Origin of the sequence: Paractinoplanes polyasparticus, assembly GCF_019710575.1 — a bacterium.
In the GTDB taxonomy this organism is placed as follows: Bacteria; Actinomycetota; Actinomycetes; order Mycobacteriales; family Micromonosporaceae; genus Actinoplanes; species Actinoplanes polyasparticus.
Genome location: NZ_JAHWFK010000019.1, coordinates 241,272 through 255,463 on the forward strand (window position 1 = coordinate 241,272; position 14,192 = coordinate 255,463).

12 protein-coding genes are annotated in these 14,192 nt (G+C 70.8%); 6 read left to right on the forward strand and 6 right to left on the reverse strand.

What is annotated here, in order from left to right; translation table 11 throughout:
- The 4 genes from KXC43_RS20265 to KXC43_RS20280 form a co-directional block, all read right to left on the reverse strand.
- A complete protein-coding gene (locus KXC43_RS20265; protein WP_221377655.1) occupies window positions 1-1,158 on the reverse strand; it encodes an ABC transporter ATP-binding protein in 1,158 nt (385 codons plus the stop codon).
- Window positions 1,159-1,191: 33 nt separating this feature from the next.
- The gene (locus KXC43_RS20270) at window positions 1,192-2,628 is read right to left on the reverse strand and encodes an aminobutyraldehyde dehydrogenase (RefSeq protein ID WP_308129164.1); all 1,437 of its coding nucleotides are present in this window, start codon (window positions 2,626-2,628) and stop codon (window positions 1,192-1,194) included.
- Window positions 2,629-2,772: 144 nt separating this feature from the next.
- Entirely contained in the window at window positions 2,773-4,125 is a 1,353-nt protein-coding gene (locus KXC43_RS20275) for an aspartate aminotransferase family protein (protein ID WP_221377656.1), read from the reverse strand.
- A complete protein-coding gene (locus tag KXC43_RS20280) occupies window positions 4,122-5,609 on the reverse strand; it encodes a CoA-acylating methylmalonate-semialdehyde dehydrogenase (RefSeq protein WP_221377657.1) in 1,488 nt (495 codons plus the stop codon). Before KXC43_RS20280 ends, KXC43_RS20275 begins: the two co-directional genes overlap by 4 nt.
- A gap of 58 nt (window positions 5,610-5,667) precedes the next feature.
- Here KXC43_RS20280 and KXC43_RS20285 point away from each other — a divergent pair, with 58 nt between their 5' ends.
- The 5 genes from KXC43_RS20285 (at window position 5,668) to KXC43_RS20305 (ending at window position 9,274) form a co-directional block, all read left to right on the forward strand.
- Complete coding sequence (locus tag KXC43_RS20285; protein WP_221377658.1) at window positions 5,668-6,996, forward strand: aminotransferase class I/II-fold pyridoxal phosphate-dependent enzyme; 1,329 nt, start codon at window positions 5,668-5,670, stop codon at window positions 6,994-6,996.
- A 66-nt stretch (window positions 6,997-7,062) separates the two neighbouring features.
- Window positions 7,063-7,620 (forward strand): Uma2 family endonuclease, encoded by a 558-nt coding sequence (locus KXC43_RS20290; protein ID WP_255644406.1) that lies wholly within the window; start codon window positions 7,063-7,065, stop codon window positions 7,618-7,620.
- 164 nt (window positions 7,621-7,784) lie between these two features.
- Window positions 7,785-8,390, forward strand: coding sequence for a Uma2 family endonuclease (locus KXC43_RS20295; RefSeq protein ID WP_308129165.1), 606 nt, complete (start codon window positions 7,785-7,787; stop codon window positions 8,388-8,390).
- A 113-nt stretch (window positions 8,391-8,503) separates the two neighbouring features.
- A complete protein-coding gene (locus KXC43_RS20300; RefSeq protein WP_221377660.1) occupies window positions 8,504-8,644 on the forward strand; it encodes a hypothetical protein in 141 nt (46 codons plus the stop codon).
- Between the two features lie 117 nt (window positions 8,645-8,761).
- Complete coding sequence (locus KXC43_RS20305) at window positions 8,762-9,274, forward strand: Uma2 family endonuclease (protein ID WP_221377661.1); 513 nt, start codon at window positions 8,762-8,764, stop codon at window positions 9,272-9,274.
- A 207-nt stretch (window positions 9,275-9,481) separates the two neighbouring features.
- Here the strand turns inward: KXC43_RS20305 and KXC43_RS20310 are convergent, their stop codons facing one another.
- Window positions 9,482-10,039 (reverse strand): hypothetical protein, encoded by a 558-nt coding sequence (locus KXC43_RS20310; RefSeq protein ID WP_221377662.1) that lies wholly within the window; start codon window positions 10,037-10,039, stop codon window positions 9,482-9,484.
- 159 nt (window positions 10,040-10,198) lie between these two features.
- Window positions 10,199-12,937 carry a serine/threonine-protein kinase gene (locus KXC43_RS51045; protein ID WP_255644407.1) on the reverse strand — a complete coding sequence of 913 codons (2,739 nt, stop codon included), beginning with the start codon at window positions 12,935-12,937 and terminating at the stop codon, window positions 10,199-10,201.
- Window positions 12,938-13,070: 133 nt separating this feature from the next.
- Between KXC43_RS51045 and KXC43_RS20320 the strand changes: the two genes are divergently transcribed.
- Entirely contained in the window at window positions 13,071-14,096 is a 1,026-nt protein-coding gene (locus KXC43_RS20320; protein WP_221377663.1) for a LacI family DNA-binding transcriptional regulator, read from the forward strand.
- Window positions 14,097-14,192: the final 96 nt, after the last annotated feature.

Below are 14,192 nucleotides of genomic sequence, written 5' to 3' on the forward strand. Positions count from 1 at the left end.
TCAGTCTCCGATCATGTATGAGTGCTGGGGGGCCCAGGTCAGGTACACCCGGTCGCCGCGATCCGCAAGATCGTCGGCGTTCGAAGCATTTTGATCGAACACTGTGAAATCCGCGCCTGCCGCCGTCGCCACCGTGTAATTCGTTGAGGTTCCGTGATAAACGACCTCCGTCACTGTCCCGGAGAGGACGCTGCCGCCGGTCGCCTGCACGGGGGGAACGCCGCGGTGCATATCGATCTTCTCGGGACGGATCGACACCTCGAGCCTGTCTCCCTGGCGCACCGACGGGGCCGCCGGCACCACCACCCTGTCCTGCGCGGTGTAGCTGAGCACGGCCAGCCCGCCCTCGACCCGGTCCACGTGGCCGTCGACGATGTTCGACGTGCCGATGAAGCCGGCCACGAACCGCGACGCCGGGCGCTCGTAGATCTCGCGCGGCGAGCCCAGCTGCTCGATCACGCCGGCGTTCATGACCGCGATCCGGTCCGACATCGTCAGCGCCTCGCCCTGGTCGTGGGTGACGTAGACGAACGTGATCCCGACCTCGCGCTGGATCCGCTTGAGCTCGATCTGCATCTGCTGGCGCAGCTTGAGGTCGAGCGCGCCCAGCGGCTCGTCCAGCAGCAGCGCCCGCGGGCGGTTGACCAGCGCCCGGGCCAGCGCGACCCGCTGCTGCTGACCGCCCGACATCTCCCGCGGCGAGCGCTTCTCCATGCCGGTCAGCGACACGATCTCGAGGATCTCGGCGACCCGGCGGCTGATCTCGCTCTTGGCGACCTTCTTGCGCTCCAGGCCGAAGGCGACGTTCTGGTACGTGTTGAGGTGGGGGAACAACGCGTACGACTGGAACACCATGTTGACGTCGCGCTTGTTGGCCGAGACGTTCGTGACGTCGTTGCCGTCCAGGAAGACCTTGCCCGCGGTGGGCTCCTCGAAGCCCGCGATCATCCGCATCGTCGTGGTCTTGCCGCAGCCCGACGGGCCCAGCAGCGAGAAGAACTCACCCTGCCCGATCGCCAGGTCGGTGCGCTTGACGGCGGGCACCGTCTCGCCGTGCGACAGGTAGTTCTTGTTCACGCCGACGAACTCGATCGCCGGGGTGCCGCCGGCCGGCGGCGCCGACCGGGCGCGTACCGCGCTGTGCTGGGGGGTGGTCATCGAGGGCTTCCTCTTCGCGGTGGGGGGTATATGTCAGCCGAGGTAGCTCATGACGTGCTTGATCCGGGTGTACTCCTCGAACCCGTACATCGAAAGGTCCTTGCCGTACCCGGAGTGACCGAAGCCGCCATGCGGCATTTCCGACACGAACGGCAGATGAGTATTGATCCAGACGGCCCCGAAGTCGAGCCGGCGGGAGACCCGCATCGCACGCCCGTGGTTCTGGGTCCACACGCTCGCGCTCAGTCCGAAGCGGACGTCGTTGGCCCAGCGGACCGCCTCGGCCTCGTCGTCGAACTGCTGAACGGTGATGACCGGGCCGAACACCTCGTCCTGGACCATCTCGTCGCGCTGCTGGAGACCGGCCACGACGGTCGGCTCGAGGAAGTAGCCGCGCTCGCCGATCCGCTTGCCGCCGGCCACGATGCTCGCGTGGTCGGGCGTGCGGTCGAGGAAGCCCTGCACCCGGGCGAGCTGCGCGGCGTTGTTGACCGGCCCGAAGTAGGCATCGGTGTCGGCCGGCGCGCCGACCCTGGTGTTCCGGGCCGCCTCGGCCAGGGCGTCGGTGAAGTCGGCGGCCACCCGGCCGTGCACCAGCACCCGGGTCGCCGCCGTGCAGTCCTGACCGGCGTTGAAGTAGCCTGCGCCCGCGATCGCCGCGGCCGTGGCGGCGATGTCGGCGTCGTCGAAGACGATCACCGGCGCCTTGCCGCCCAGCTCCAGGTGGGCCCGCTTGAGGTCGGCGGCGGCCGAGACCGCCACCTCCGTGCCGGCCCGGGTCGACCCGGTGATCGAGACGAGCTGCGGCGCCGGGTGGGCGACCAGGGCCCGGCCGGTGCCGCGGTTGCCGCAGACGACGTTGAGGACGCCCGGCGGCAGGAACTCGGCGGCGATCTCGGCCAGCAGCAGGGTGGAGACCGGGGTGGTGTCGGACGGCTTGAGGACGACCGCGTTGCCGGCCGCGACGGCGGGGGCGAACTTCCAGACCGCCATGACCATCGGATAGTTCCACGGGGTGATCTGCGCGCAGACGCCGATCGGCTCGCGCCGCACGTACGACGTGTGGTCGCGCAGGTACTCCCCCGCGGACTTGCCTTCCAGGATGCGCGCCGCGCCCGCGAAGAAGCGCAACTCGTCGAGGAGCGGACCCATCTCCTCGGCCCGCGTGGCCTCGACCGGCTTGCCCGTGTTGCGGCACTCGGCGTCGATGATCTCGTCGGCCCGCGCCTCGACCGCGTCGGCCAGCCGCAGCAGGGCCCGCTGCCGCTCGGCCGGAGTGGCGTCGCGCCAGGCCTCGAAGCCGGCGTCGGCCGCGGCCATCGCCGCGTCCACGTCCTGCTCGGACGAGACCGGGGCCAGCGCGTAGGCCTCCCCGGTGCTGGGGTCGATCACCTCGGAGGTGACCCCGTCGACCGTGCCGGTGTAGTCCCCACCGACGAAGTTGCGCAGAACGGGCAGCGCGGTGCTCACGAAATAAGACCTCCCGTAGCGGGCCTGTGACAGCTCCCACACGAACGACTGCGAGACCTTGACACAGACGAAGGACAGAAGACAAGGGAATCCGAAACTAATTTCCAAACCTGAAACGGAATCGGCGCTCAGGAGGCGTCCGAGCTACGCAATCGCGCGTTCGCCTGTGTAATACCTGTCGGCCACGTCCAGTGCCCGGTCGAGGATGTCGAGCCCCTCGCGCACCTCGGCGGCGGTGACCGTGCAGGGCGGCGCGACGTGCACCCGGTTGAAGTGGGTGAAGGGCCAGAGGCCCTGCTCCTTGCACGCCGCGGCCAGCTCGTTCATCGGTCCGGCGGCCGCCCCGGAGGCGTTGAACGGTACCAACGGCTCGCGGGTGGCGCGGTCGCGGACGAGCTCGACCGCCCAGAACACGCCGAGACCCCGCACCTCGCCGACGCTCGGATGCCGGGCGGCCAGTTCGGCCAGGCCGGGCGCGATCACGTCGTCGCCGATCATGCGGGCGTGCTCGACGATCCCCTCCTCCTTGAAGATCTGGATGGACGCGACGGCCGAGGCGCACGCGAGCGGGTGGCCCGAGTAGGTGAGGCCGCCCGGGAACGGCCGCTCCCGGAACGTCTCCGCGATCTCGTCCGAGATGATCACGCCGCCCAGCGGCAGGTACCCCGAGTTGACGCCCTTGGCGAAGGTGATCAGGTCGGGCGCCACGCCCCAGCGGTCGACGGCGAACCACTCCCCGCACCGCCCGAAGCCGGCCATCACCTCGTCGGCGATGAACACGATGCCGTACGCGTCGCAGATCTCCCGCACGCCCCGCAGGTAGCCCGGCGGCGGGACGAGGATGCCGTTGGTGCCCACGACGGTCTCGATCAGCACGGCGGCGATCGTGCCGGCGCCCTCGAAGACGATCGTGTCGCGCAGGTGCTGCAGGGCCCGCTCGGTCTCCTGCTCGGGCGTCTGCGAGTAGAACGGCGACCGGTACGGGTACGGACCCCAGAAGTGCACCACGCCGACCGCGGTCGGCTCGTTGGCCCAGCGGCGCGGGTCGCCGGTGGCGGTGATCGCGGTCGACGTCGAGCCGTGGTAGCTGCGGTAGGTGGAGAGCACCTTGTGGCGGCCGGTGTGACCGCGGGCCATCCGGATCGCGTTCTCGTTGGCCTCGGCGCCGCCGTTGGTGAAGAAGACCTTGTTCAACTTCTCCGGCGCGAGCTCGCTGATCAGCCGGGCTGCCTCCCCGCGCTTGTCGTTGGCGAAGGCCGGTTGGATGGTGCAGAGTCTGGCCGCTTGCTCCTGGATCGCCTGGACGAGCCGCGGGTGCTGGTGTCCGATGTTGACGTTGACCAGCTGTGACGAGAAGTCCAGATATTTCGTGTTCTCGTAGTCCCAGAAGTAGCTGCCGCTCGCCCCTGCGATCGGGAGCGGGTTGATCAGGCCCTGGGCTGACCAGCTGTGGAAGACGTGGGCGCGGTCGTCTTCTCTCACCTGCGCGTCGCTCATCGGTTTGTGGGGAAGCCGAGGTCGACGCTGGAGGTGCCCGGGTCGGGCCAGCGCGAGGTGACGACCTTGGAGCGCGTGAAGAAGTGGATGCCGTCCGGCCCGTACATGTGGGTGTCGCCGAACAGCGAGGCCTTCCAGCCGCCGAACGAGTAGTAGGCGACCGGCACCGGGATCGGCACGTTGACGCCGACCATGCCCGCGTTCACGTCGAACTGGAACTGCCGGGCCGCGCCGCCGTCGCGGGTGAAGATGGCGGTGCCGTTGCCGTACTCGTTGTCGTTGACGAGCTGCAGGGCTTCGGCGTACGTCTGGACGCGCACCACGGACAGCACGGGCCCGAAGATCTCGTCGACGTAGACGTCCATGTCCGGCTTGACGTTGTCGAGCAGCGTGACGCCGAGGAAGTAGCCGTTGCCCGGCAGGTCGGCCTCGCGGCCGTCGGCGACGACCGTGGCGCCCTCCGCCGAGCCCTTGGCGATGTAGCCGGCGACCTTCTCGCGGTGCTGGGCGGTGATGAGCGGGCCCATCTGCGATTCGGGGTCGGTGCCGTCGCCGATCTTCAACTTGGGCAGGCGGGCCGCGATCGCGTCGACCAGCGGGCCGGCCACGTCGCCCACGGCCACCACGACCGAGACGGCCATGCAGCGCTCGCCGGCCGAGCCGTAGGCGGCGCTGACCGCGGCGTCGGCGGCCGCGTCGAGCTCGGCGTCGGGCAGCACGACCATGTGGTTCTTGGCGCCGCCGAGGGCCTGCACGCGCTTGCCGTGCGCGGTGCCCGTCTCGTAGATGTACCGGGCGATCGGGGTCGAGCCGACGAAGCTGACCGCGGCGATGTCCGGGTGGGTCAGCAGGGCGTCGACGGCCTCCTTGTCGCCGTTGACGACGGTGAACACGCCCTCGGGCAGGCCGGCCTCCTGCCAGAGCCGGGCCAGGAAGAGCGCCGACGACGGGTCCTTCTCGCTGGGCTTGAGGACGAAGGCGTTGCCGGCCGCGATGGCCGTGGTGCACATCCACAGCGGCACCATGGCCGGGAAGTTGAACGGGGTGATGCCGGCGACCACGCCCAGCGGCTGCTTGATCGAATAGACGTCGACCCCGGTGGCCGCCTGCTCCGAGAAGCCGCCCTTCATCAGGTGCGGGATGCCGGTGGCGAACTCGGCGTTCTCGAGGCCGCGGGCCACCTCGCCCGCCGCGTCGGACAGGACCTTGCCGTGCTCGCTGGTGATGATCGCGGCGAGCTCACCGCTCTTCGCGGCCAGCAACTCACGAAACTTGAACAGCACCGCGGCCCGCTTCGACAACGACGCGGAACGCCACGACTTCGCGGCCTCCTTCGCGACGGCGACGGCCCGGCCGACCTCCTCGGCCGAGGCGAGATCCACTTCCGCGGTCTGCTCGCCGGTCGCGGGGTTGAAGACGGGGCCGACGCGGCCCGAGGCGCCGGCGCGCTCAGAGCCGCCGATCCAGTGCGCGATTCGATTCATGGCCCGAGATTACGTACCACCTCTGGACCGAACAATGCAGGAAACGTACTGTCACAAAATGTTCGCGGAGATAAGATCCAGACTGGCCGATGTCTCCGCGCGCGGCCTGGCCGAAGCCGTGGGACGGGCGGTGGGCGACGGCGCGCTGCCGCCGGGCAGCAGACTTCCGCCGGTACGCCGGGTGGCCGCCGAGCTGCACATGTCGCCCACCACGGTCAGCGCAGCCTGGCAATTGCTGCGCCGCTCGGGAACCATCCAGACCGACGGACGTCGCGGCACCGTCGTCGCCACGTCGCGGGCCGACGGACCGGGCCGCTACCGCGCGGCTCTCCGCGGGCGTTCCGGCTTCGCGCTGGACCTGTCGACCGGCGTACCGGACCCGCAGTTGCTGCCCGCCCTGCCGGCGCTGGCCGGTCCCTCCCCCGCACCGACCAGCTATCTGGACGAGCCCGTGCTCCCGGAACTGGCGGCGCTGCTGCGCGACCGGTGGCCCTACCTCCCCGACCGCCTGGCCATCTTCGACGGCGCGATGGACGCCGTCGACCACGTCGCGTGCTCCCTGCTCCGCATCGGCGACCGGGCCGTGGTCGAGAACCCGTGCTTCCCACCGCTGCTGGACCTGCTCGAATTCCTCGGCGTCCAGCCGATCGCGGCCGCCACCGACGCCGAGGGCATGCTCCCCGACTCCCTGGCGGCCGCGCTGGATCACCGCCCCGCCGCGGTCTTCCTGCAGCCGCGCGCGCACAACCCCACCGGCGCGTCGTGGTCCGCGCCCCGGGCTGCCGCTCTGGCCGCCGCGCTGGCCGCGAGCCCCCAGGTGTACGCCGTGGAGGACGACTCGGCCGGCGACGTCTCCTCGGCTCCCCTGCACTCATTGGGCGCCCACTTGCCCCGGCAGACGATCCACGTGCGAAGCTTCGCCAAGTCCCACGGCCCCGACCTGCGCCTGGCCGCGGTCGCGGGGCCCGCCGCCGCGCTGGACCCCGTCCTCGAGCGCCGCCTGCTGGGCCAGGGCTGGACGAGCCGCCTGCTCCAACACGTGCTGCTGACCCTGCTGACCGACCCCGCCTCGGTAGCCGCCGTCCGGGCCGCCCGCGACGAGTACGCCCGCCGCCGCCACCTGATCGTGTCCGCCCTGCGCCGCCAGGGCCTGCCCCAGCCCGCCGGCGACGGCCTGAACCTGTGGCTGCCCGTGCGCGACGAGCCGGCCGCCCTGATCTCCCTGGCCAGCAACGGCATAGCGGCCGCCGCCGGCACCGCCTTCACGGTCACCCCCACCGACCCCCACCTGCGCGTGACCGTAGGCCTGATCACCACCGGCCACGAGGCCATAGCCGCCCACCTGGCCGAGGCAGCCCACTCCCCCGCCCTGGCCGCACCCCGCTGACGACATTGACGTCCGACAACTAGTCATGCGACGATTCCGCACATGAGCGCATGCGACACTTTGCCCATGACGGAGGCAAGGCTCGACCAACCCGATCCGTGGACGGAGACGGAGTATCTGGCGCTCGGCGAGACGAAGAGCCGGATCGAGTTGGTAAACGGGGGACTGCTGGTGAGCCCGGCGCCGGACAGAGCCCACCAGGGCATCAATTTCCAGCTCATGCGGATCCTGTTCGAACCGGCCGAAGCTGCGGGCCTGCGCACGTTTCACGAGTCGAACGTCCGGCTGGCCTCGAACCAGATCCTCATTCCCGACCTGATCATCGGGCACATGAGCCGCCATGGAGGCGTGTGCGACGCGTCCGAGGTGGTGCTGATCGGCGAGATCCTGTCGCCGAGCACGGCATCCGTCGACCGAAGCCTCAAGAGGCAGCTCTACGCCATGGCGAAGGTCGACTGGTATCTGACGGTCGAGCCTGACATGAGCGCCTACGAGTCCGTCACGCTGCGCCTGCTGCGGCGCGAGGGCGACGACTACGAAGAGGTCGCCGTGGCCAAGCAGGGCGAGACGCTGCACCACGACCAGCCCTTCCCCATCGTGATCCCCACCGCGGCACTCGTCTGACCGACCAGGGCGCGCGGGCAGCGCCACCTCGCCCGACTGACCTTCAGCGCCTGCCTGTGCCGCACCATAGCTTCGCCCCAGCTGCCGACGCGGGCGATCCGCATGCCCCCGCACTGGCCGCAACTGGTTGACGATCGTCATCTTGACATATGACAACTGGGCGCGTGACCATCCAGGACATGAGCGCACGCGACAACGTGCCGACGACCGAGGCGAACTTCAACCACCCGGGCCCATGGACCGAGGAGGAGTATCTTGCGCTCGGCGAGACGACGAATCGAATTGAGCTGATAGACGGCGGCCTCTGGGTAAGCCCGGGACCGAGCTTGGCTCACCAGGGCATATTGCACGTCGTTCACGCAGCGCTGCACCCCACCGCGCGCGCCGCGAACCTGAAGGTCTTCGACGGCATCAACGTTCAGCTGGGCCCGAACCGGCTGCTGATCCCCGACCTCGCGGTGGTGAGTCCGGAGATCAGGGTCACGACAGTGGTCGGGGCCGCCGACGTCACCCTCGTCGCGGAGGTCGTCTCGCCGAGTAGCAAAGCGATGGACAGCGGCCAGAAGCGGGAGTTCTACGAGGCCGCAAAGATCGACTGCTACCTGCTGATCGAGCCGCACATGCCCGACTACGACGAGGTCACGCTTCGCCTGTTCCGTCAGCGGCGTAACCGCTACGTCGAGGTAGCCACGGCAAAGCCGGGCGAGGTCCTGATCGCGGATTCACCCTTCCGCATCGAGCTCGACACGAACGAACTAGTGAACTTCTGATCCCCACGGAGGCCGGCCCCGAAACTGGCCGGCGCAGTCGCGGCGGATCCGCGACAACGGGTGAGGCGAGCCGCTTTACTTACGGCTCCGGGGTATGCGGCGAATCGCTTCGCATGCCCGGGATCGTCGTGCTCGGACCCCCTCGGATGGTCGGCCCGGCCGCGATCCAGCTGGCCCTGCCGGCCGGCGCGTCCCGGGTCATCGCTGCCGTCATCGAGGCGTCCCGGATCGCCGCGAACATCAGCCTCCCCTGAGAGCCCGGACAAGCCGAACGGCAGCCGTTGACATGAGTCACCTAGTCGTCCGACAATTTACGGGTGACGGAGGGCAGGCTGCAGCGACGTGGTGAGCCCTGGGAAGACTTGGGCCCGATGACTGCGGGCGACGTGGGCTATCGGTTGGAAGGGGTAGAGGGCGAGGTGCTGCCCAGCCTCACGCCGACCGTGCCTCACCAGAGCGTGGCCCACTTGCTGGTGCGGTCCCTCCGCAGCACGGCTCGCCGGGCCGGCCTGGGCGCCCACGGTGCGGTGCTGATGCGGCTCGGCCCCGGCCGCCTGCTCGTGCCTGACCTCGTGGTTGCCCGGGTCGACCGGCTCGCCGCCTTCGCCGAGGCCGCCGATACGGCTCTCGTCGGTGAGATCACCCGGCCCGGCGCCGACCCCGCCGGAACCCCCAACCGGATCGAGCACTACGCGGCAGCCGGGATCCCGTGGTTTCTGTTGACACAACCCGAATCGGCCGAGCACAAGGCCGTCAGCCTCCGGCTCTTCCACCTCAGCGGCGGCCGCTACCTCGAACACACGTCGGCCTCCCCCGGCCAGATCCTGGTCGCCAAAGAGCCGTTTCCCTTCCGCATCCGAACCACAGACCTGGTCGTGTTCTGACACGACCTCCGAGTGCGGGTTCCACCGGCAGCGACACCAATTCCCGGGTCACGGCTCCTCGCCGCCGAAGCCGAATCGATCGGCTTGCTCATCTCAGCGCTCATCCTGGGTCATGGGTCCTTGCCCCAGTGGCCGAGGGGAACATTTGCCCTCTGCCGACAGCCGGGAGTCGAGTCGGGGGGCGCCACCCCCGGAGGACCGGAGTGATCACCCCCTCTGCGCTGCTCGAGACGCCGTTACGGACGTGGCGGCCGGGAGCACGAAGTTGAGCAACAGGACCAGCAGTTCCTCGGCCACCGAGTAGTGCTCGACGAGGACGCCCAGGAGCAGGTTGACGACCTGGAGGGCCAGCCAGAGCGGGACGAAGACGGCGGCGGCCGTGCGGAGGGCGGTTTCCCGGGTGGCGTGCGGGACCAGCAAGCCGGCCAGTAACGCGATCGCGGCCCACAGGGTCACGCCGGCCACGGTGAACCAGAACAGGCGGACGCCGCCCAGCGGCGGGCCGTCGGGCCAGGCCCACCACGCGGCGCCGGCCACGGCGGTGGGGACGCCGAAGACCGGCAGCAGAGCCATCGCTTCTTCGGACGGCCGGTAGCCGGCGGAGAAGACGCCTATGCCCGCGTTGACGACCGACAGCGCCAGCCAGAGCGGGGCGAAGACGCCGAACGTGACCGCGCCGGGCGCCTCGCGGGCGAACAGCTCAGTCAGCAGCAGGACTGTGCCGGCCAGCAGGATGCCGGCCAGCAGGAAACGGGGCAACCGCACGGCAACCACCTCGCAGGACAACCGATGAGAGGCCGAAGTCTGCCACTCGCGGACGCCTCGTCGAGTTGCCTGTGGATAACCATGGCACCGTCCGGCAGAGCGTTGTGGACAACCGGATTCGGGCCCCTCCGAGGCAGTAGCGTCGGGTTCTGCCCTCGGTCAGGAGCGGGGGCGGAAGCTGTCGAAGACGAGCTGCAGGTCGTCCCGGTAGCGCGCCCAGGAACTGTCCGGGGTCTGCCAATAGAAGCCGTAGGCCTGAGTCTTGGAGGTGATGACGCCACGGTTGTTGACGTGCTGGCGAGTGCCGTTGCGGGTGAAGGTGAACTCCCAGTCGGCGGCCTTCTGGAAGTAGTCGACCTCGCGGATGTGGATCTCGCGGTAGGAGGGGAAGTCGCCGCGGGCCACGCGGTAGTCGGCCTTGCCTCGCCAGTCGGCCACGGGGTTGGGCGCGGGCTTCCTCGTCTGGTCGATGCCGAGGACGCGGCCGGTCCTGCTGTCGCGGAAGTACACCATGGTCCCCTCCCGCGAACGGGTCCAGCCCTCAGGGACGTAGACGGCGAAGCCGGTCCGGTCCTGGTAGTCGCGCCACCCGTCGGGAAGTTCGGGCAGGCCGGATCCCGAGCCGGCGCCGCTGTCGTCGTCGGCGCCGGTGGGTGACGGCGTCGCCGAGGCCGGGGAAGACGCGGAGGTGGCGGGGGCCGCGGCGGGATCCGAGGTGCTGGGTGAGGACGACGGCTGGCCGGGCGCCGAGACGGCCGGCGCGCCGGCGCGGGTGTTCGCTTCGCCGTCCGGGCCGGACCCTGTGACGTTCCAGACGACCACGCCCGCGATCACGGCGACCACGGCCGCGGCGGCGGCCAGGAGCCAGCGCCGGGTCGGCGACCTGTCCGGTCGTGTGTCGGAATCGAGCGGGACCGGAGTCGCACGGCCGCGATAGGCCGGGGCCGGCCCGGGCACCGCCGAACCGGCCTCGGACGACGAACGCTGCGCGATGCGGTCGCCGGGCGAGGCGGCTTCGGTCGCCGGCGTGACGTGGGTCGGCGTGGAGGGGGTGTTGGGCGACACTGCGTCGTCGCGCGTTGAGGCGATGCCGCCAGAAGCACCGGCCACTGGCGGAGCGTCGCGCGTTGACTCGGAGGCACTGGCCGGCGCTGCGTCGTCTTGCGTTGACGCGGGGATGCCGGACCGCGCCGCGCGGTCGGGGGACGCCGCACCGTCGCGCGTTGACCCGGGGGCGCCGGCCGGCGCTGCGTCGTCTCGCGCTGAGGCGATGCCGCCAGAAACGCCGGCCACTGGCGGAGCGTCGCGCGTTGACTCGGAGGCGCCGGCCCTCGCTGCGCGGACGGCGGACGCCGCCCCATCGCGCGTTGACCCCGGGGCACTGGCCGGCGGTGTGCCGTCGTGCGGCGCGGCAGTACCCGCAGAGACGCCAGCCGACCCCGCACCGTCGCCCGTTGAGCCGGAGCCGCCAGCCGACCCCGCACCGTCGCCCGTTGAGCCGGAGCCGCCAGCCGACCCTGCACCGTCGCCCGTTGAGCCGGGGGTGCCGGCCGGCACTGTGCCGTCGCCCGTTGAGGCGGGGACGCCGGACCGCCCAACGACATCACGCTCGGAGGCATTGCCGACCGGGACGCCAGCCGACACAGCGTCGTCGCCCGTTGACGCGGGCGCGGCAGCCGGCGCTGTGCCGTCGCGCGTTCCGGCAGACACGTCAGGCGAAACAGCGTCGTCGCCCGTTGACGCGGGCCCGGCGGCCGGCGCTGTGCCGTCGCGTGTTCCGGCAGAGACGTCAGGCGACGCCGCACCGTCGCCCGTTGAGGCGGGGGCGGCGGCCGGCGGTGCGCCGTCGCGGCTGGTGGGGATGGCGACCGGCGCTGCATCGGCGCGCATCGCGGCGGGGGCGCCGGATGGCGTTGCGGCAGCGCCGGCTGGAGTCGATTCCGGGGCCGGCCGCTGCGCTGGGATACGAGGGGCGGCCGGATTCTCGGGGGATGGCACCGGGTCGCCGGTTGCCGGGTGGGGGTTGAGGACTGCGGGGAGGGCGTCGGTGGTGGCGGCCTCGGGGTGGGCGGGAACCAGCGCGTGCCCGTACGCGCCGGAGGCGGCCTCGCGCAGCAGGTGCTCGGCCTCGGCGGCGTTGATCCGCTCGGCGGGGTTCTTGCGCAGCAGACCTTTCAGCACCGGCTCCAGCGGGCCGGCCCGGCGCGGCGGGTCGGGTTCGTCGGCGGCCAGCGCGGTCAGGCTGGCCAGCGCCGACGCACGGTGGAACGGGGAATGGCCCTCGACGGCGGCGTACAGCGTCGCCCCCAGCGACCACAGGTCCGAGGCCATGCCGGCTGTGCCGTCGCGGGCCCGTTCCGGTGACATGTATTCGGGGGACCCGATCAGCATGTCCGAGCTGCTGATCTGGCTGTCGCCCTCGATGGTGGCGATGCCGAAGTCGGTCAGCAGCACCCGGCCGTCGTCGGCGAGCAGGACGTTGGCCGGCTTCACGTCGCGGTGGTCCACGCCGGCGGCGTGGGCGGCTCGGAGCGCAGCCAGCAGGTCGAGGCCGACCCGGGCGGCGCGGCGCGGGTCGAGCGGGCCCGAGGTGCGCAGCACCTCCTGCAGGGAGCTGGACGGCACGTACGCCATGACGATCCAGGCGCGGCCGTCCACATCGAGCACGTCGAAGACCTGCACCACGTTGGGGTGGCCGAGCCGGGCCGCGGCGCGGGCCTCGCGGAGGGTGCGGCGGTGGACGGCGTTCCGGTCCGAGGCCTGCAGGTCGGCGGGAAGCAGCACCTCCTTGATCGCCACTTCGCGTTGCAGCACCTCGTCGCGGGCCTGCCAGACCTTGCCCATGCCACCCACGCCCAGGGTTTCACCCAAGCGGTAACGACCGGCGATGAGAGGCATGTGAGGCCCCTTACCCGGCTGTGGCCGAGATCAGACCTGTGCACGTGTCCTTATCGGTCGCGGAATGTGCAATACTTCCGGAACTCCGAATCGAAAGTTTCGCCGGAGTTCGTGGGGCAGGCGAGGAGAGTCCATGGCCGCGACCGGAAGACGCGTCACTATCGCGACCATTGCCGAGGCCGCCGGGGTGAGTGTGCCCACGGTGTCGCGGGTGCTCAATGGGCGTACGGATGTCTCCCCGGAGACGCGCGACCGCATCGAGCATCTGCTGCGGGAGCACGATTATCGGCCTCGTAACTCTCGGCAGCCGCTGCGCGCCGGATTGATCGACCTCGTTTTTCACGATCTCGACAGCCCGTGGGCGGTCGAGCTGATCCGCGGCGTCGAAGAGGTCACCCACGCCGCCGGGGTCGGCACCGTGGTGTCGGCCGTGCACCGGCGCACCGCGTCGACCCGGCAGTGGCTGCAGAATCTGCGGTCGCGCCAGTCCGACGGCGTGGTCCTGGTCATCTCGGACGGGGCCGGCCCGGTCTACACCGAGCTCCACCGGCTGAACGTCCCGATGGTGATCATCGACCCGGCCGGCGGGGCCGCGTCCGACGTGCCGACGATCGGCGCCACGAACTGGTCGGGCGGTCGCAGCGCCACCGAGCATCTGATCTCGCTCGGCCACCGCCGCATCGGCCTGGTCGAGGGGCCGCGCAATCTGCTGTGCAGCCGTGCTCGTCTTGACGGCTACCGCGCCGCTCTCGAATCCGCCGGCCTGCGGGTCGACCGGCGGCTGATCGAGCCGGGCGACTTCAGCCACGAGGGCGGTTTCGCGGCCGCCCAGCGGCTGCTCGACCGCGACGACCCGCCGACCGCGATCTTCGCGTCGAGCGACCAGATGGCGCTGGGCGTCTACGAGGCGGCCCGGCTCAAGGGCATCCGGGTGCCCAACGACCTGAGCGTGGTCGGCTTCGACGACCTGCCCGAGGCCCGCTGGTCGTCGCCGCCGCTGACGACCGTCCGTCAGCCGCTGGCCGACATGGGCGGGCTCGCCGCGCGAACCGTCTTGCGACTGTCTCGCGGCGAGCCCATCGAAACCCCCCGGGTGGAGCTGGCGACCGAGCTCGTCGTCCGGGAGAGCACCGTCCTACTTGCCGAATCCCGCCGTTAGACCACTCAGCAGCTGGCGCCGGCCGATCGCGTAGAGCAGGACGATCGGGACGGTCGTGAGCACGACCGAGGCGGCGATGGCGGGGATGTTGATACC

Coding starts and splice junctions, on each gene's coding strand:
- KXC43_RS20265 (WP_221377655.1), bottom strand. CDS start 1,158: ATGACCACCCCCCAGCACAGCGCGGTACGCGCCCGGTCGGCGCCGCCG.
- KXC43_RS20275 (WP_221377656.1), bottom strand. CDS start 4,125: ATGAGCGACGCGCAGGTGAGAGAAGACGACCGCGCCCACGTCTTCCAC.
- KXC43_RS20280 (WP_221377657.1), bottom strand. CDS start 5,609: ATGAATCGAATCGCGCACTGGATCGGCGGCTCTGAGCGCGCCGGCGCC.
- KXC43_RS20285 (WP_221377658.1), top strand. CDS start 5,668: ATGTTCGCGGAGATAAGATCCAGACTGGCCGATGTCTCCGCGCGCGGC.
- KXC43_RS20290 (WP_255644406.1), top strand. CDS start 7,063: ATGACGGAGGCAAGGCTCGACCAACCCGATCCGTGGACGGAGACGGAG.
- KXC43_RS20300 (WP_221377660.1), top strand. CDS start 8,504: ATGCCCGGGATCGTCGTGCTCGGACCCCCTCGGATGGTCGGCCCGGCC.
- KXC43_RS20305 (WP_221377661.1), top strand. CDS start 8,762: ATGACTGCGGGCGACGTGGGCTATCGGTTGGAAGGGGTAGAGGGCGAG.
- KXC43_RS51045 (WP_255644407.1), bottom strand. CDS start 12,937: ATGCCTCTCATCGCCGGTCGTTACCGCTTGGGTGAAACCCTGGGCGTG.
- KXC43_RS20320 (WP_221377663.1), top strand. CDS start 13,071: ATGGCCGCGACCGGAAGACGCGTCACTATCGCGACCATTGCCGAGGCC.